At 69.8% G+C, this 16,653-nt stretch carries 19 protein-coding genes and 1 tRNA gene; 5 read left to right on the top strand and 15 right to left on the bottom strand.

Going from position 1 to position 16,653, the window contains the following annotated elements; all coding sequences use genetic code 11:
• Positions 1-11: 11 nt before the first annotated feature.
• The 3 genes from AB0O28_RS16405 (at position 12) to AB0O28_RS16395 (ending at position 2,604) form a co-directional block, all read left to right on the top strand.
• Positions 12-374, top strand: a complete 363-nt coding sequence (locus AB0O28_RS16405) for a helix-turn-helix domain-containing protein (RefSeq protein WP_363640783.1) — start codon at positions 12-14, stop codon at positions 372-374.
• A 132-nt stretch (positions 375-506) separates the two neighbouring features.
• Positions 507-1,553 (top strand): zinc-binding alcohol dehydrogenase family protein, encoded by a 1,047-nt coding sequence (locus AB0O28_RS16400; protein WP_363640781.1) that lies wholly within the window; start codon positions 507-509, stop codon positions 1,551-1,553.
• Positions 1,554-1,641: 88 nt separating this feature from the next.
• Positions 1,642-2,604, top strand: coding sequence for a quinone oxidoreductase (locus AB0O28_RS16395; RefSeq protein ID WP_363640779.1), 963 nt, complete (start codon positions 1,642-1,644; stop codon positions 2,602-2,604).
• Between the two features lie 49 nt (positions 2,605-2,653).
• Here AB0O28_RS16395 and AB0O28_RS16390 read toward each other — a convergent pair whose 3' ends face one another.
• From AB0O28_RS16390 to AB0O28_RS16355, 8 genes are all read right to left on the bottom strand, one after another.
• On the bottom strand, positions 2,654-3,877 hold the full coding sequence (locus AB0O28_RS16390) for a glycosyltransferase (RefSeq protein WP_363640777.1): 1,224 nt from the start codon (positions 3,875-3,877) through the stop codon (positions 2,654-2,656).
• Positions 3,878-4,055: 178 nt separating this feature from the next.
• Positions 4,056-5,108: a helix-turn-helix domain-containing protein gene (locus AB0O28_RS16385; RefSeq protein ID WP_363640775.1), complete on the bottom strand. Its 1,053-nt coding sequence runs from the start codon at positions 5,106-5,108 to the stop codon at positions 4,056-4,058.
• Positions 5,108-5,908: an ABC transporter permease subunit gene (locus AB0O28_RS16380; protein ID WP_363640774.1), complete on the bottom strand. Its 801-nt coding sequence runs from the start codon at positions 5,906-5,908 to the stop codon at positions 5,108-5,110. Before AB0O28_RS16380 ends, AB0O28_RS16385 begins: the two co-directional genes overlap by 1 nt.
• Positions 5,889-6,797: an ABC transporter ATP-binding protein gene (locus AB0O28_RS16375; protein WP_363640772.1), complete on the bottom strand. Its 909-nt coding sequence runs from the start codon at positions 6,795-6,797 to the stop codon at positions 5,889-5,891. The genes AB0O28_RS16380 and AB0O28_RS16375 overlap by 20 nt, the downstream gene beginning before the upstream one ends.
• Before the next feature lie 92 nt (positions 6,798-6,889).
• A complete protein-coding gene (locus tag AB0O28_RS16370) occupies positions 6,890-7,273 on the bottom strand; it encodes a DCC1-like thiol-disulfide oxidoreductase family protein (RefSeq protein WP_363640770.1) in 384 nt (127 codons plus the stop codon).
• A gap of 10 nt (positions 7,274-7,283) precedes the next feature.
• The gene (locus tag AB0O28_RS16365; RefSeq protein WP_363640768.1) at positions 7,284-7,430 is read right to left on the bottom strand and encodes a hypothetical protein; all 147 of its coding nucleotides are present in this window, start codon (positions 7,428-7,430) and stop codon (positions 7,284-7,286) included.
• Entirely contained in the window at positions 7,430-8,383 is a 954-nt protein-coding gene (locus tag AB0O28_RS16360; RefSeq protein ID WP_363640975.1) for a cobalamin biosynthesis protein, read from the bottom strand. Before AB0O28_RS16360 ends, AB0O28_RS16365 begins: the two co-directional genes overlap by 1 nt.
• 140 nt (positions 8,384-8,523) lie before the next feature.
• Positions 8,524-9,339 carry an aminoglycoside phosphotransferase family protein gene (locus AB0O28_RS16355; protein WP_363640766.1) on the bottom strand — a complete coding sequence of 272 codons (816 nt, stop codon included), beginning with the start codon at positions 9,337-9,339 and terminating at the stop codon, positions 8,524-8,526.
• Positions 9,340-9,488: 149 nt separating this feature from the next.
• On the opposite strand from AB0O28_RS16355, the gene AB0O28_RS16350 reads away from it, so the two are divergent.
• Both AB0O28_RS16350 and AB0O28_RS16345 read left to right on the top strand, forming a co-directional pair.
• Positions 9,489-9,614 (top strand): hypothetical protein, encoded by a 126-nt coding sequence (locus tag AB0O28_RS16350; protein WP_363640764.1) that lies wholly within the window; start codon positions 9,489-9,491, stop codon positions 9,612-9,614.
• 300 nt (positions 9,615-9,914) lie between these two features.
• Positions 9,915-9,988, top strand: a tRNA-Arg gene (locus tag AB0O28_RS16345).
• Positions 9,989-10,904: 916 nt separating this feature from the next.
• On the opposite strand, the gene AB0O28_RS16340 is transcribed toward AB0O28_RS16345, so the two are convergent.
• The 7 genes from AB0O28_RS16340 to AB0O28_RS16310 form a co-directional block, all read right to left on the bottom strand.
• The gene (locus AB0O28_RS16340; protein ID WP_363640762.1) at positions 10,905-11,234 is read right to left on the bottom strand and encodes a hypothetical protein; all 330 of its coding nucleotides are present in this window, start codon (positions 11,232-11,234) and stop codon (positions 10,905-10,907) included.
• A 1,156-nt stretch (positions 11,235-12,390) separates the two neighbouring features.
• Positions 12,391-12,543, bottom strand: coding sequence for a hypothetical protein (locus tag AB0O28_RS16335; RefSeq protein ID WP_363640760.1), 153 nt, complete (start codon positions 12,541-12,543; stop codon positions 12,391-12,393).
• 320 nt (positions 12,544-12,863) lie between these two features.
• Positions 12,864-13,703, bottom strand: coding sequence for a hypothetical protein (locus tag AB0O28_RS16330; protein WP_363640758.1), 840 nt, complete (start codon positions 13,701-13,703; stop codon positions 12,864-12,866).
• Positions 13,700-13,891 carry a helix-turn-helix domain-containing protein gene (locus tag AB0O28_RS16325; RefSeq protein ID WP_363416385.1) on the bottom strand — a complete coding sequence of 64 codons (192 nt, stop codon included), beginning with the start codon at positions 13,889-13,891 and terminating at the stop codon, positions 13,700-13,702. The genes AB0O28_RS16330 and AB0O28_RS16325 overlap by 4 nt, the downstream gene beginning before the upstream one ends.
• Entirely contained in the window at positions 13,888-15,504 is a 1,617-nt protein-coding gene (locus AB0O28_RS16320; protein WP_363640755.1) for a replication initiator, read from the bottom strand. The genes AB0O28_RS16325 and AB0O28_RS16320 overlap by 4 nt, the downstream gene beginning before the upstream one ends.
• Positions 15,501-15,662, bottom strand: a complete 162-nt coding sequence (locus AB0O28_RS16315) for a hypothetical protein (protein WP_363640753.1) — start codon at positions 15,660-15,662, stop codon at positions 15,501-15,503. Before AB0O28_RS16315 ends, AB0O28_RS16320 begins: the two co-directional genes overlap by 4 nt.
• The gene (locus tag AB0O28_RS16310) at positions 15,649-16,653 is read right to left on the bottom strand and encodes an FtsK/SpoIIIE domain-containing protein (protein WP_363640751.1); all 1,005 of its coding nucleotides are present in this window, start codon (positions 16,651-16,653) and stop codon (positions 15,649-15,651) included. The genes AB0O28_RS16315 and AB0O28_RS16310 overlap by 14 nt, the downstream gene beginning before the upstream one ends.

Below are 16,653 nucleotides of genomic sequence, written 5' to 3'. Positions count from 1 at the left end.
ATCGTCGCAGCATGAACACCATGAGCGCCGTTTGCGACGACCCCAAGGACGTCTACTCCGCCGCCTGCCCGTGCCGCAACATGCTCGACCTGCTGGCCAACAAGTGGAGCGCGCTGGCCCTGGGCGCCCTCGAGGACGGGCCGCAGCGTTTCGGCGCACTGCGGGCCCGGCTCCAGGGCGTCAGCCCCAAGGTGCTGACCCAGACCCTGCGCCGTTTGGAGGACCACGGACTCGTCCACCGCGACGTGTATCCGGAGGTCCCGCTGCGGGTGGAATACAGCCTCACCCCGCTCGGCCGGGACGCCAACGTTCCGCTCGCCCATTTGCGAACGTGGGTGGAGCGCAACATCGACCGCTTCCCCCACGCCGACTAACGCCTCGACCTGGATGGTTCCCGATGGGTACTCGTATCCCTTGCGGGTAACCAGGCTCCAGCGGGTACCGTCCGATCGTCATCGCGGCCGGCCTGCGATCCACACCGGCCGCCACTGCGCGAGAGGACCGTCATGAGTGAGCACCCGAGCACGGACATTCCCGCCGTCATGCCCGCCGCCGCCTACCGGCGCAGCCTTCCCGTCGACGACCCGGAAAGCCTTCTGGACGTGGAGCTGCCGGTGCCGCAACCCGGCCCGCGCGATCTGCTGGTCCGGGTCGAGGCCGTCGCCGTGAACCCGGTGGACTACAAGGTCCGGCGGGGCAGCGATCCGGGCGGCGAGCCCAAGGTGCTCGGCTGGGACGCGGCCGGCACCGTCGTCGCCGTGGGCGATGAGGTGGAGCTGTTCGAGGTCGGCGACGAGGTCTACTACGCCGGTGCGATCGACCGGCCCGGCGCGAACTCCCGCTTCCACGTCGTCGACGAGCGCATCGTCGGCCACAAGCCCGCCACGCTGTCCTTCACCGAGGCCGCCGCGCTGCCGCTGACCTCCCTCACGGCCTGGGAGGGCCTGTTCGAGCGCCTGGGCCTGCGCGGCGACGCACTCGACCAGACCGGGACGCTGCTGGTGACCGCGGCCGCGGGCGGCGTCGGCTCCATCGTCGTGCAGCTCGCACGCGCCCTGACCGGGCTCACCGTGATCGGCACGGCCTCCCGCCCCGAGACGGTGGAGTTCGCCCGCAGGATGGGCGCCCACCACGTGGTGAACCACCGCGCCCCGCTGGCCAAGCAGCTGGCCGAGGTCGCGCCTGACGGCGTGGACTACGTCTTCAGCACGACCGGCACCGACCGCAACCTCGCGGCCTACGCCGAGGCGCTCACCCCCTTCGGCCGGATCGTCGCCATCGACGACCACGACTCCCTCGACATCGGCGTGCTCAAGCCGAAGAGCATCGCCTTCCACTGGGAGCTCATGTTCACCCACTCGCTGTTCCAGACCCGCGACCAGGTGAACCAGCACCGCATCCTCGACCGGGTCGCCCGGCTCGTCGACGCCGGGGTCGTGACCACCACCGCCACCCGTGACCTCGGCCCGGTCAACGCCGCCAACCTGCGCGAGGCGCACCGGATCCTCGAATCGGGCACCGCGATCGGCAAGATCACTCTCACGGGCTTCTGATCTTTCCGGGCGGATGGACGGGAACAACGGATGAGGCCCGGCCGGTTGGGGACCACAGGAGCCGAGCCGACGACAACAGGAGCCGCGCATGCATGCCATCGTCATCCCCGCCTACGGTGATTCCTCGGTGCTGGAGTACGCCGAGCGGCCCGACCCCGAGCCCGGCCCCGGTGAGGTGCTGGTCGAGGTCGCGGCGACGGGCGTCAACTTCATCGACGTCTACCACCGCGAGGGCCGCTACCCGATGCCGCTCCCGCTGGTGCCCGGCAACGAGGGGGCCGGCACGGTCACGGCCGTCGGGCCGGGTGTGACCGACGTCGTGCCCGGCGACCGGGTGGCCTGGGCCAGCGTCATGGGCTCGTACGCGACCAAGGTCGTGGTGCCGGCGGAGAAGACGGTCCGGCTGCCCGACGGGCTGTCACCCGACCTGGCGGCGGCGGTGCTGCTGCAGGGGCTGACCGCCCACTACCTGACCCACTCCACGTACGCGGTCCGGTCGGGCGACGACGTGCTCGTGCACGCGGCGGCAGGCGGCATGGGCCTGCTGCTCGTCCAGATGGCCAAGCTCCGCGGCGCCCGCGTGATCGGCACGGTTTCCAGCCCCGAGAAGGAGAAGCTCGCCCGGCAGGCGGGCGCCGACGAGATCGTCGCCTACGAGGGCTTCGCCGAGGCCGTCAAGGAGATCACCGACGGCGCCGGAGTGCACGTCGTCTACGACGGGGTCGGCGCCGCCACGTTCGACGGGTCGCTCGCGTCGCTGCGGCCGCGCGGCATGATGGCGTTGTACGGCGCGGCCAGCGGGCCCGTCCCGCCGTTCGACCCGCAGCGGCTCAACGCGGGCGGCTCGCTGTTCCTGACCCGGCCCACGCTCGGGCATTACACGGCCACCCGCGAGGAGTTGCTGTCGCGGGCGAACGACCTGCTCGGCTGGGTCGCCTCCGGCGCGGTGAAGGTGCACGTGTCCCAGCGCTACCCGCTCGCCGAGGCCCGCCGCGCCCACGACGACCTGGAAGCCAGGCGGACGACCGGCAAGCTCCTGCTGATCCCCTGAGCGTCCCTCCGCCACGCGCCTTAGGGCCCGCGTCGGGGACGGCTCGTCTTCACTCCGGCTGCCGTCCCGCGGCGGCGATCAGACGCCGCGCCGCGACCGCGGCGCCGTCGGTGCGCACCTCGCCCGCGACGGCCCCGGCACGGGCGACCACGTCGGGGTGGAGGACCCGGCGGAGAGCCGCGGTCAGCGACTCGGCGGTCGGCTCGGCGGGCGGGTGCGCGACCCCGATCCCGAGGTCGCCGACCCGCCCCGCCCAGTAGTGCTGGTCGTAGTGCTGCGGCAGGACGACCTGCGGTGTCCCGGCCAGCGCGGCGGCGGTCGTGGTGCCCGCGCCGCCGTGGTGGACGACGGCGGCGACCCGGAGGAAGAGCGCCTGCTGGTTGACCTCGTCGATCGCCAGGCAGTCGGGTCCGTCGTCCGCCGGGGACAGGCCGGCCCAGCCGCGGAGCACGATGACGCGGCGTCCGAGTGCGCGGGCCGCCTCGACCGTCACCTGCGCGATGTCCCGGGGAGCGCGGACGCTGCCGAAGCCGACGCAGACCGGCGACTCGCCGTCGTCGAGGAACCTCTCCAGCTCCGGCGGCAGCGGGCGCCGGTCCGGCAGGATCCAGGCGCCCGTCTGCACCACGCCGAGCTCGGCGGGTTCGGGCCAGGGCGCCAGCGTCGGGTCGGCGGCCAGCCACGGCCGGTCGGTGACCATGTGACCTCGCGTGTCCGCCACCGGAGCCAGACCGGCCGCGGCCCGGTGGGCGTTGAGCGCGGCGCCGACGGTGCCGTTCCAGCGCCGCGCGTCCTCGGCCCAGAGCGCGCGGTTGTCGGTCGTGCCGTCCACCGGCCCCTGCCCCCAGACGGGCACGGGTGCGTGGTGCGGCGACGGCAGGGTTACGGGGCAGTAGCTCACGTACACGTAGCCGATCCCCAGCCGCTCCGCCACCGAGTGCGCCGCCATCGACATGGCCCCGCCGCCCACGATGACGTCGCAGTCCTCCGCGGCCGCGGAGATGGTGGCGAACTGGACGGCGACCGTGCCGTCGATCATCCGCCGGCGTTGCTCGGGCGTGGGCGGGGCCTGCTCCCGTGGGGCGGCCGACGCGGTCGGGCGCAGCTCGGGCCCGATGGGCACGACGGGGAACCCGAGGCCCTCGATCCGGTCGCGGAAGTCGGGGGGCACGCACAGGCGGGCCTCCTGCCCGAGTTCCCGCAGCTCCATGGCCAGCGCCACCATCGGCTGGACCTCCCCCCGCGTCCCGATCGTGGACAACAGCACGCGCATGTGCACTCCCCTGTGTCTTGCCCTGGAATGGCGTGGATGAGGTGAGCGTGCTCGCGGCTCGATACGGCGTCCGCCGTGGACCGGCCCGGCTCACGGCCCCCGATTGTGCGCCGTCACCAGGGTCTTGCCGCAAGTCCCCCCGTCCCCTATACGTTGAAGGTGGCGGGGGTGCTCTCGATCAGACCAGAGGGTGGGCCGGCCACTCCAGGAGCCGGGCCCCGAGCACGGCCGTCTCCAGCGTGAACCGCTGGGTCGGGTCGCTCGGCGAGAAGCCGGTGAGCCTGCGGATCCGCTCCAGCCGATAGGTGATCGCCCGGGTGCTGATGCCGAGCCTGCGCGCCGCCGCCGTGTGGTTGCCCTGGGAGGCGAAGACGGCCTCCAGCGTCTCCAGCAGCGGCTCCGGCCCGCCGCGGGCGGAGGTGAGCGGCCCGAGCACGGTGGAGACCAGGTCCACGATCGCCTCCCTGTCCCGCAGCAGCACCGGGAAGACCAGCAGGTCGGCCGCTTTCAGCACCTGGGCCCGCAGGCCCAGCCGCTCGCCGAGGTCGATGGCGCCCGCCGCCTCCCGGTAGGAGGTGACGATCCCGCCGGGGCCCTGGTGGGGGCGGCCCACCCCTGCCCGCCACTCCGTGAGCGCGGACCGTACGTGGTGGGTGAACTCACCGCTCGCGGCGGTCAGTTCGCCGGGGGACGCGCACACGAGCAGGCCGTCGCGGACGGCGACGAGGATGTTGTGCGAGCCGAACCTCGCCACCAGCGCCTGTTCGATCCTCCCGGCCAGCGGGTCGCCCGGCGTGAGCGGGCTGCCGGGTTTGACCACGGTCACGACGTACGCCCCGGCGAGCCGCAGGCCGAAGTGCTCGGCCCGCTCGGCGTCCGCCCTGCCCTGCAACAGGTCGTCGACGAACAGGCGGCGCGCCTCCTCCTCCTGCCGGAGAGCGGCGCGCTGGGCCTCCTCGTATCCCTCGATGTAGGCGGCCATGCCCCGGCGTACGGCGCCGAAGGCGCCACCGGCGGTGATCTCGGCGGCGTGCAGGCAGGCGTCGGCGAGCACCCGCAGCGGGATGCCGCGCTCGGCGGCGAGGGCGCCGCACTCGCGCAGGCCGTCCATGTCGGCGCGGCCGGGCAGCCTGCCGGTGGCGGCCGACGCGGCCAGGACCGACAGGAACCCGCCGAGTAAGTCGGCGGGCACCCCGGTCGCCTCGCTCACGCGAGCGAGAACGCTGTCCATCAGACCCCTACGTCACGCCGTTCGAAGGCGAGCAGCGCCGTCATGAGGAGGACGGCCGTCGCACCCAGCAGCACAAGGTAGTCGCCGTACGGCCAGCCCTGGTAGAGCGGGCGGCCGTCGAGGTAGTAGTGGACGGGCGAGAGCCAGCGCAGCCAGGAGATCGCGTCGATGCTCCTGCCCATGGTCTCCACGATGTACCCGCCCACGCCCCAGACGCCGACCACGGCGAGCGCGATCTGCTTGCGCCCGAACGCCGCGCCCACGCACAGCGTCAGCGTCCCGAAGAACAGCACGAGCAGGAACAGCCCGGTGTGCGCGGCGAGGATGCCGCCGAACGGCACGTCCATGTGGGCGGCGGACGAGGCCCCGGTGGCGACGGCCAGCGTCACCAGCGCCACGGCGAGCAGGCCGAGCGCCAGCGCGGCCCAGCGCTCCAGCAGCAGCCGCCTGCGGTCGATCGGCAGCGTCAGCGTGAGCTCCAGCGTCTTGGCCTCCTCCGGGCCGGCGATGGCCCGGTTGCCGAGGATCGCGGCGCACATGGTGAACAGCAGCGGGCCGAGGAGCTGGTAGGCGACCGCCTGCAGATAGCCGCGCCCGGTCGCGATGTCGGACATGCCGCCCATCAGGTCCCTGAACGCGCCGGGATACTTGGCGATGGCCTGTTTACTGAACGTCTCGGGGTCGTTCATCATGCTCGCGTAGATCGAGATGTACATCCCGAGGAACGCGCACAGCCCGACCGTCCACCCGATGAGGGCGCGGCGGTACTCCCCGAGGCTCTTACGCACCAGCGTGGGCATGACGGCCCTCCTCCTCGCTGTAGTAGGTCAGGAAGATCTCTTCCAGGTCCGGCTCGGCACTGACCATGTGGACCACGGTGTGGCGGGCCGCCGCCTTGATCAGCGCGTCGGGCCTGCCGTCGATCGTGCAGCGCAGGCTCGCGCCCTGGACGACCACGTCGCGTACGCCCGGGAGCCCCTCGAACGACTCCTTCGGAATCGGCGCGTCGAAGTGGAGCTCCACGTGCCGTACGGCTCGCTCGCGCAGCGCGGCGATGTCCTCGACCGCGACGAGGCGGCCCGCGCGCACGATGCCCACCCGGTCGGCCACGTGCTCCACCTCGGCGAGCACGTGCGACGACATCAGGACCGTGTGACCGGCGGTGCGCGCCTCCCGGACCATGGCCAGGAACTCCTGCTGCACCAGCGGGTCGAGCCCGCTCGTCGGCTCGTCCAGGATGAGCAGCTCGGGCTCGTGCATGAACGCCTGGATGAGCCCGACCTTCTGCTTGTTGCCCTTCGACAGCTCGCCCATCCTGACCGACAGGTCGGCGTCGAGCCGCTCGGCCAGTTCGTCGATCCTGCCGCGGCTCACCCCGCCGCGTACGTCGGCGAGGAACTGCAGGTAGTCGCGGGCCCGCTCCCTGCCCTCCAGCGCGAGCTCGCCCGGGAGGTAGCCGATCCGGGCGCGTACGCGCGGGTCGCGGGTGCCGGCGCCGAGGACGGTCGCCCGGCCGGACGTCGGCCGGATCACGTCGAGGAGCAGCCGGATCGTCGTCGTCTTGCCGGCGCCGTTGGGGCCCAGATAGCCGAAGACCTCGCCCGGCCGGATTTCGAGGGTGAGGTCCTCGAGGCCCCGTCTCGTACCGTAGAACTTCGTCAGTCCTTCGGTCTCCACCACTGCTGTCATGCCGCAATGGTGGCGCTCCCGTCAGGCGCGGGGTATGCCCGCTTCCGGACACTTCCCGGTCGTGTTCGTTCCCACTCCCGGCAAAGCGGAGGTCAAGACGTGCCGCAGGTGGTCGAGCCCGGCAGCAGGTGGCGGTAGCGGGAGACCAGCCGGTAGCCCGCCTCCGCGAGCCAGCTCACCGGCGGGGTCAGCATCACCCGGCCGGCCGCGCGCCAGGCCGCGCGCGGCTGCAGGGCGAGGAGCAGTGCGACGGCGCGCGCGCCGTGGGCGCGCAGTCCATCCGGACCGAGGAGCTGCACCGACGTCTCGGCCTCCGCGCGCGTCAGGCCCACCGCGCCGAGGTCGAGGCCCTGCCAGGCCCGCACGGCGGGCATGTACGGCAGGAGCCGATGCCCGGTGTTCACGCACGTCTGGCAGAAGGCGCAGTCGCCGTCGAAGACCAGCAGGACCCGGTTCTTTCCGCTTTCTCCGCCCATGCCGTCGAACCTACCAATCCTGGGACGGATCATTCCGGTCTCGTGGTGGCGGCGCGGGCCGCCGTGACGCGCGCACCGCCAGCACGACGATCAGGATCACCGCGACCGTGAGACTGAAGACGACCGCGACGGCCAGCAGCAGGACGAGTGCAGTCATCATCGATCCCTTCGGCGGTTCCGGGTGAGGGCGAGCCGGGCGGCGACGGCCAGGCCGACCGACGCGTAGGACACCGCGCGCGCTAGCCGTACGGACCTGGGAATGTCGGAGACTGCCGGGCGGGGGCCTTCGCCCAGCTCCGGGCGGTGCTCCACCCTGCCGCCGTAGTCGTTGGCCCCGCCGAGGCGTACGCCGAGGGCACCGGCGAAGGCCGCCTCGCAGCGTCCGGAGTTGGGGCTGGGATGGCGGTGCCCGTCCCGGGCGAGGACGGCCGCCGCGCGGCGCGGGGAGCCGCCGGCCAGACCGGCGAGGCCCACGGTGAGCAGGGCCGTCAGCCGGGCCGGCACGTAGTTGGCCACGTCGTCCAGCCGGGCCGAGGCCCAGCCGAATCTCGCATAGCGCGGCGACCGGTGGCCCACCATCGCGTCGAGCGTGTTGATCGCGCGGTAGCCGAGCAGGCCGGGCACGCCGAAGAGCGCGCCCCACACGAGCGGGGCGACGACGGCGTCCGAGGTGTTCTCCGCGATCGACTCGACCGTGCCCCGCGCGAGCTCCGCGGCGTCCAGCCCGGACGGGTCGCGCCCGCACAGGTGCGGGAGGCGTGCGCGGGCCGCGGCCAGGTCGCCGTCGCGCAGGGCCCGGGCCATCAGTGTGCCCTCCCTGCCCAGCGTCGTGCCGCCGAGGACCGCCCAGGTGGCGGCGGCGGTGACCGCGGCCCGCGCGACGGGGCTCGACCGGGTCATCCGCGCGGCGAGCGCTCCCACGGCCGTCGCCGCGCCGACGCAGACGGTGGTGTAGGCGACGCCCGCCACCCGCGAGTCTCGATATATGCGCTTTTCGAGGGAGGCGGCCCGGCCGCCGAACACCGCGACGGGATGACCCCGCCGGGGATCCCCCACCGCGGCGTCGATCGCGGCCCCGGCGAGCAGCCCCGCCGCCGTGGCACCGTCCATGATCCGGGTCACGCACGCATTCTGCCGTACATGCGCATTTGTCACGCGATGGGCTCGTCGCCTCGGCATGAGCCGGGATCGCCGCTTCGTCAAAGGACGGGCTCTGTCGCTTCGTCAGGGGACGGGATCGCCGCCCTCTGTCAGGGGACGGGATCCTCGCCGAGGAGACGGCGCTGGATCGCGTCCTCGTTGGCGTCGAGCCAGGCCGCGGCACGCCTGATGCGCCCGCCCGCGCCGCCGTCCCACATGCGCGCCCAGCCGCCGCCGAGCGTCCTGGCCCGGTCTCGCATGAGCGCGTAGGAGCGGCCGAACCGCATCCTGGCCGTCTCCACCAGCATGAGCCGGTCCCGCGCCGGCAGGCCGTACGCGTCGCAGAACAACCGGACGCGGGCCGCCGCGTCCAGGGACCGCTGCAGCGGGTCGCGGTCCAGCGGATCGGCGAACGGGGCCCAGTGCCGCAACGTGGTGACCACGTCGAACAGCCGCGTGGTCGGCCTGGCCAGGTCGAAGTCGATCAGCGCGTACGGCAGGAGCTCCCGCGTCGTCTTCCGGAAGACGACGTTGGCCGGGGTGACGTCGCAGTGGCCGACGAGCTCGGCGGGGCCCTCGGGGGCCGAGCCGTCCTCCCAGGTGGCGCCCGGAGGCGGGGTGAAGGAGGCCGCCGCGTCATGGAAGCGCCGCAGCAGCCGGGCCAGCACGGTCAGCGCCTCGTCGCTCACCGCGTACGCCGGCAGGGGATGCGCGGGCACCACGCCCTCGACGTACGTGAGGATCGCCCTGCCCCGCTCGTCGACCCCGAGGAACCGCGGCGCCCGGTCGAACCCGGCGGCCTCCAGATGCCGCAGCAGCGCGTGGACCGACGGCGACGTGCGACGCATCGGCCGCCGTACGGTCGCTCCCGCCCGCACGACCCCCTCGGAGACGTCTCCGATGAGGGGGATCTCGCGCACGGACATGGCGCTGGAGTCTAGCCCCGCGGGCGATCAGATTTCCGCTCGAAGGCGTGAACGACGACAAAACGTCTCGCCTCTCGGACGATCGTCCATATAGCGAGAAATCTTCTCGTGGTTCTGCGACCGCCCCTGGTCCTGGAGGGAACGGCGGTGTGACTGCCACCGGCATCTACGTCACGAGCGAGGGCGAGCGCGAGCTGCGGGAGCGGCACCGGGAGCTCCTCACCCGCTGGCCGGGTCCCGAGCGAGCGCCTGCGGATCCCGACCCGGGAGGGTGAGACCTTCATCATCGCCTCCGGCTCTCCGGAGGCCCCGCCGCCGCTCCTGCTGCACGGATCCAGCACCACCTGCGTGATATGGCTGGGCGACGTCGCCACCTGGGCTCAGGCCCGGCGAGTGCCGGCGACGGTCGCTGAAGCGGCTCCTCACGGCACGCGTGTGAGCGCATCGGCGCAGGCCGAGCGGCTCCCTGACGGGCACGGCCACCAGGTTCGGAGGCCCACACGAGGCACGCTCCGGCCCATGTCGGGGAAACCGGGTGTGTACCCGGTCCCCGGATCATGCAGAATTAGGCACGAGCGCCCTTAGCTCAGCTGGATAGAGCATCGGACTTCTAATCCGACGGTCGGGGGTTCGAATCCCTCAGGGCGCGCTCCTCTCCTCAGCCGATCTGCCTGCTGAGCTGGGCTTCTGCTTGATCGTGCCGTGACGCCGTGTGCAGCCGTACGCCGCCGAGAGCCGCCGCTTGTGGCCAGTCGCGGGATATACACGGGATGATGTTGGTCACGTCTCCGCAGGTCAGCTCAGAGATTTCACGAGCTGCCGGAAGGATTTCGAGCTCGACCAGACCGCATCTGGTTGCTTGGCCAGAGACGTGGCACCGTACGATCCATGACCACCCGAAGGCCTGATGCCGTGTAGACGGCCAAGCGCACTGCGTGCGCAGCTCTGGGTCAATCGGCGGCGCTACCGCCCGGCCCCCAAGATCCCGAGACTGTCGAGTCGGACCTGTGCCGCCATCGCTCGCATAGAGCAACAGCGTCTCTGGCCCGGCGCCATCGTCGGCGCGTTCGCCGAGTACGAACGTTTCGTCCGACAACCCGGCCGGCATCTCTACCTTCCCAACGCGGGATGCCCCTGCTGCGATCCGAAAGACGCCCGAGACGCTCTGGAGTACACGCTCCGACGCCTCCCGGCTCTTGAACGCGCAGAGCTTGCACGACTTGTGACGAGGTTGGATCAGGAATTCCACCGCCGGACCATCCCAGAGCCGCAGCCGCACGTGCTCCCACGACAACCCGGTGCGTGGTGGTATTACCGGATCTCTGAACTTTGATCGAGTCAGGACATGGCGCAGGGGTCCCGGTGTGAGCCGACCCCTGCTTTTCAGCGCCCCTTACCTTCTCCTCATCCAGCAAGGGCATCCGGGATCCGTTGGTTGGCGATCTCGCGTTGCCCGTCGATGCACTTCGTGTAGACCCGGAGCATGTCGTCAACGCCATGCCCAGCACGTTCGAGCGGGGACACCTCAAACAGAGGCGCAGGACCTTCGCCATAAGCCAGCAGCCTTATTGGCTGAGAACACGGTTGTAGCGCAGATCTATTCCGCCGACAAGTTTACTACCATCCCCTTCCAGCTCAATTCGATCAGCAGACTCAGACACAGCTCTCAAACGCATGCCAAAAATAGGGTCCAAAAGTAATTCACGAACATCGCCAGGCGGTCGGCCGTTAACCCACTCTAACTGAAGCCTAACTCCTCTAAGCTCTTTCCCGCTATCCCAAACATCAACCCAGGCGGGGCCGAGACTTTTGGAGTCACGAAATACGTTCATTCGACGGATGATGCCGCTGCACATCCAAGAACTTCTGTCCTGACGGTGGAATAATTCCTCCACGCCCTGCTCCTCTCGCGTCCACACACTTGGCGACCGCTCCCAGATGTAGTAGGCACCGCTGAACTCCTCACGGTACCTTCGGAGAGCCTTCTTCCATTCAGAGCGGGCGATGCTAGTGCGACCACCTCGTAGGAATATCTCCCCCGCATGTCCAGGCCTATATAATCGCATCTTTTTTTCAAGTATCTCAATTCTCAGCCCAGGTATGCCTAGCACGTTACTGTCCGAAGGACCTTCCGAACACGGGAGTATCGCGGCCAATATACCCGACAATCTCGACGGCTCGATGGCGATAGTTAAGGACTGCGTTCTCGGAATAACATATGACACTAGCATCAAGCCATCGAATTCGGAGGTAACATCACCTCCCGAACTACCCACCCCCCAAATCGTATGATTCATCGCGAGGAGGAACTTTGTTTCAAGGAGTAGCTGTTGAGGGTCATGGGCACGAGGTATGGGCTTGGCATGAACTTCGGCGCCTCTAAGCTCTTGGAGGGCAGCGCTGTGGGGCTCGCCGGTGTATAACGCTCGCCTTTTTGCCATAGACAGGATCGGCGCAGCACTCACGATCGATCTACTCTCAGGGGCGAACAGCGGTCGAGGATATCCCTACTCCAGCCGCGGAGAAGTTCGATCAGAGTCTTGAGGTCGCGGCGCCGGCTTTTCAGGAAAGGCAGGACGACGAGGGCAGGCGCGAAGAGCACGACAATCAGCAGAAGGGGCACATGAGCCAGAACAGCTACTATGGCTCTCGTGTAGCCAGCCCACGCACTCGACGGGATTGGGACCTCTGACAGTTGCGGCAGGGGAGCCATCGCACTCCGATCAGGACTGCCCGGCCTCAGTCGTAATCGAACGAACGATGGTGTACCACGTAAATGACTGCATCGGATGTTTGTCCGCCCGCCAGAACTTGACCGGGTATCTGGCACAGACTGCCGACCGATAACGCCGCCTACACTCTAACAGATGCGACTGAGACGCATAGTCGGAACATCTCGATTAGACAGACGTTCAGTGCTCCCCTCCGCGCCGTGCTGATCAGGTTTCCACAGGTCACGCTGTTGTTCCGGTCCCTTGGGGTGAGACCGCTCAGAGGACGCCGAAGGGCCCCGGAGCGATCCGAGACCCTGAGACGATGCCACAAGAGCGGTCATGCGACGAGAGCGGACTCGATGCGCTGGTTGGCGATCTCGCGTTGCCCGTCGATGCACTTGGCGTAGACGCGCAGCATGACGTCCACCCCGTGACCGGCCCGCTCGGCGGCTTCCGGGGCGTGGACACCTGCGTTCAACCAGAGGGACACGGCCGCGTGGCGTAGGTCGTACGGCCGGGCCGCGAGTGGCGAGGCGACCTGCTCGGGAGTGAAGGCGTAGCTGCGGGCTTGCTTCCAGATCTTCGCGTACGCCGAGCCCGAGATGACGCCGTCCGTCCTCGTCCGGAACAGCCGGCCGTCCTTCGCTGTGCCGAAGGTCTCCAGGTGCGTGCGCAGGATCGCGACCAGTTCCGGCGGGATGGGAACGTCTCGCGTCGTCGTGTCATCCCGGTGCTTAAGTCCCCGCTCGTCGTGGCCCTCCCCCGAGTCGGTGAACCGCTTGTTGCTCTGGGGCCGGGTCTTCTCCAGCGTCAGCAGGCCCCAGCCGGACGCAGGCCGCCGAAGTACATGCAGGCGAACATCGCCACGAGCATCGGCCCGCGCTTACGGCCGCAGTAGGTGAGCGCGACAAGCAGCTCCCGCGCCTGGGCCGGGTTGATGACGGCGCGCCGATCTATCTCGCCGTTCGTCTTGGTCCTTCGCAGCTTCACCCGGTCGAGCGGATTTGCCGAAAGCTCTTCCAGCTCGACGGCGTACTCCAGGGCGTGATGGAAAACGGCTCTCTTCCGCCGGAAGGTGGAGGCCGCCGCGGCCTTGCCGTCGAGGAGGAGCGAGAGGGCTTCCAGGGCCGCCCTGACGTGCTTGGCTTCCTCCAACGCGGTCAACGGCAGCGAGGCCGCTTCCAGCCAGCGCATCGCCGCCGCGATCTCTGGCGAGGGGGCCGGGTGACGGTCGGCCGGGACGAAGGCGAACTCCCGCAGCGCACGCCGCAGGGTCTCGTCATCGGGGCGGCCCGGCCTGTCGCTGGTGAGCACGGGCGTGACGTTGGACAGCGCGTCTGTCATGCCCTCTCGACTCTTGGCCGCCGAGTGCGGCCAGCGGGTCTCGACGTAGGCGACGGCGAAGGCGTACCAGGTGCGCGCTTTCTTGGCCTTGAGCATGGATTCCGGGAGGCCGGTCTCCACGTCGAACGCCTCGCCGCGCTTGGCGGCCTGCCGGAGGTCGGACAGCCAGTTGTCCGCGAGCGCCTTGGTCCCGAAGCTCTTGGACTTCTCCCGGCCGCCGACCTTCCAGCGCACCTCGTACGACGGTTTCTTGCTCGACTTGTTCCGCCTGGTCTCCCAGAACTTCACGGCATAGGAGGCGTTCACGCGGCCTCCCGGAGGCTCTCAAGCCAGGCGGTGAACTCACTGCGATAGATGCGGATCTCACCGTTCGGGAGCTTGAAGCCCTCGGGGGCCTTGCCGATCTCGCGCCAGCGGTAGAAGGTGCGGCGGGAGATGCCGCCAAGCTCGGCGAGGATCTCGGGAACCGTCATCAGCTTGTCGTCCTTCTTCACGCCGCCCTCCCTTCAGTTGCCGAAAGACGCTGTGCGTCTGCCTCGTATTGGAGCCGGTCGAGGTGGTTGCGCCAGCGCTGGCGCTCGTGGACCGACCGCAGTAGCCGGACGCCGATCGGGGCCAGGTCCGGATCACCGGGCTTGACGGGCTTCCAGATGTAGCGGTGGGGGTCGACCGGCTCGTCTTCGAGGCCGAGGGCTTCCAGGACCCAGGTGCGCCGGTCCTGCTTGTGCTCCGTCAGGGTCTTGTTCGACCACTTTCTTGAGACCAGGACCCGGCGGCCCGCGTAGCCGAGGTGATCGGGCTTGTGCGCCTTGCCCTTGCACCGGCCCGGGGCCATCCCGCGCTTGGCGCCCTTGGGCTGAACCCCGTACCGCAGCCAGTTCGGGCAGGTAGGCGCACACGGCTCGAATCGCAACGCCTCCAGCAGCCGCTCCGCATGAGCCTTCCGGCGGGAATCGTCGGTGCCGAGCGCGTCGCTGAGGCTCTTGGTCAGGTACTTCGACAGGTAGCCGATGAGCTGGTCGGCGTCCGTGGTGCCCGCGAGGACGCTTTGAATGTCGAGCTGGTCGCCGAAGCGGAGCACGTGCAGGGGTTCGGCCTCGTCGTCCTGGTCGAGCTGGTCGAGGGCCTGTTCCCAGGTCGGCAGCACTTCCCCGGTCTCGGGGTCGAGGTAGCCGGCCCCGTCCTCCCAGACCGGCGCGTGGTCACCCTCGAACCGCACGACATCGGTCGAGGGCCACCACACTTGGTGATACGTGGCGGCGATGATCTGCCGCAGCTCCGCACGCGGGAGCGTGCCGCGGATCGCCATGTGCAGATGCGGCGCGAGCCGCTTTTGCGGCTCGACGGTGGCGAAGTACTGCACGTCATAGCCCGCCACGCGGCGGAGGTTCTGAACGAAGCGATCGACAAGCTTGGAGAAGTGCAGCGCGTCGCGGGCCGCCCGTGCGTAGTCGTATCGGTCCGGGTCGAGGGGCGCACCCTCAAGTACCCGCCCATAGGACGGCAGAGTCAGGGTCACGAACATCGAAGGCCGGTAGGTCTTGCCGTCCGACCCGGTGAAGGTCCGCCCCAACGTGCTCTTGGTCATCTGCCACTTGGGCAGGTCCGGGGCGTCCTGCCGCCGCTTCGTGGACCGCGAGCGCTTGCCGGAGGTACGGCCGAGGACGTTGCCGCGCATCCCGGCCCGGTTGATCTCCTCGTCCAGGTCCTCGATCGCGGCGTCCAGGTCGGTGGTGTCGCCGCCGGCCTTTTCCACCTCATCCCGCCACGCCTGGGCGTCGGCCCGCAGCTCCACGAGGTGACGCTGATACTCATCAGCGTTGTCCGGCAGGTTGACCGGCTCGTGGTCGAGGTGCCAGCCCTCCCGGCACTGCGCCCTACGGAGTTGCCGGTTGCGCTTGGCGCACGGCGGGCACTTGCTCTCCAACGTTGCCCCGCACGGCACGTCGATGACCTCAGCCTGCCCGGTGAGGATGTCCTGCCGCCGGAGCGGAACCGGACGGATGCACACGCCGTACTGTTTGGCGATCTCCTCGACGACGTCCCGGGCCAGTGGCATCGCCATGCGGACGGCGCGCGGGGTGGCCCTGTCGCTGGTGACTGTCATTGGTCACCGCCGGAGGGCTCGACGATCACGGTTGCCTTCTCGCCGCACTCGCGGCACTCGACGACGCCCCGGATGGGGTAGAGCCACAGCGCGTTGCGGGTGCCGCAGGCCGCGCAGGTGAGCTCGTCCAGGAGATGAGAGATTTCAACCACGGGCATGCGCCCCCGCCCTGCCGGTGGAGAAGGTGGCGGCCATGGCGCGGATGTCCTCATCGGAGACGTAGGCCGCGCGGACGCGGATCGGGTCGGGTGAGGTTTCGAGCCGGACGTAGCCGATGCCCGCGCCGAGTTCGGGGATCGGTGAGATGTGATCGGCGAGTGCGCCCCGGTCGCGTGCGCCGTCGCCGAGGACCATGTCCACCTGTTCGGACTCGTCGAGCCGGAGTGCGATCTTGTCGGGGAACAGGTTGCGGATGTTCATGACCTCCTTGCGCGGGTCTTGGAGTGCGGCCATGACGCCGACGCCGACCGCGCGGCCTTGGGTGGTGAGCGTGGCGAGGGCCGCTTTGGTTCGCTCGCGGAGTCCTTTGTCTGACTGGTAGGCGGTCAGGAAGGCGACCTCGTCGACGACGACCAGGACGAAGGGGTCCGCCACGGTAGGTGTGTGGGAGCGCTGGTTGCCGCCGAACCGGTCGGCTCGCTCCTGCATCACGGTTACAGCCGCCTCAAGCAGGTCGGCGCACTCAGCAGGTGTCGCCGCGTAGCGGGCACCAAACAGTGCCCGGCCGAAGGACAGCTCCATCCGCTTGGGATCGAGCGCCCAGACCTGCACCAGGCCCGCCCGCATCGCCGGGAGCAGGCCGCGGATCGCCGACCACAGGTAGGAGCCCTTACCGGCCCCGGTCGCGCCCGCGATCAGCACATGCGTGCCGTGGACCTTGAGCCGGTACGGCGTGCCGTCCTCGCACCGGCCGATCTCGACCGGCCCCACCGAAGGTGTCTCGGGGATGGGGACGGCCGGCAACGGCTCGGCGAGGGGGTCGTGCCGGGGCAGGGTCAGCACCAGGCGACCGGCGCGGGCGATCGACACCCGGCAGCTCCGGGCGCCGAAGCCGTGGGCGAGGTGGTCGGCCCGGTCGGTCCAGTCCTTGACCGCCTGCCCGTTGAGCATCTTCACGGTGACCAGGTCGGCCCAGGAGGTACACCGCAC

Source organism: Microbispora sp. NPDC088329, from assembly GCF_040685655.1.
Taxonomy (GTDB): Bacteria; Actinomycetota; Actinomycetes; order Streptosporangiales; family Streptosporangiaceae; genus Microbispora.
The sequence above is the reverse complement of the archived record's forward strand: the minus strand, read 5'-3'. Positions and strand labels throughout refer to the sequence as shown.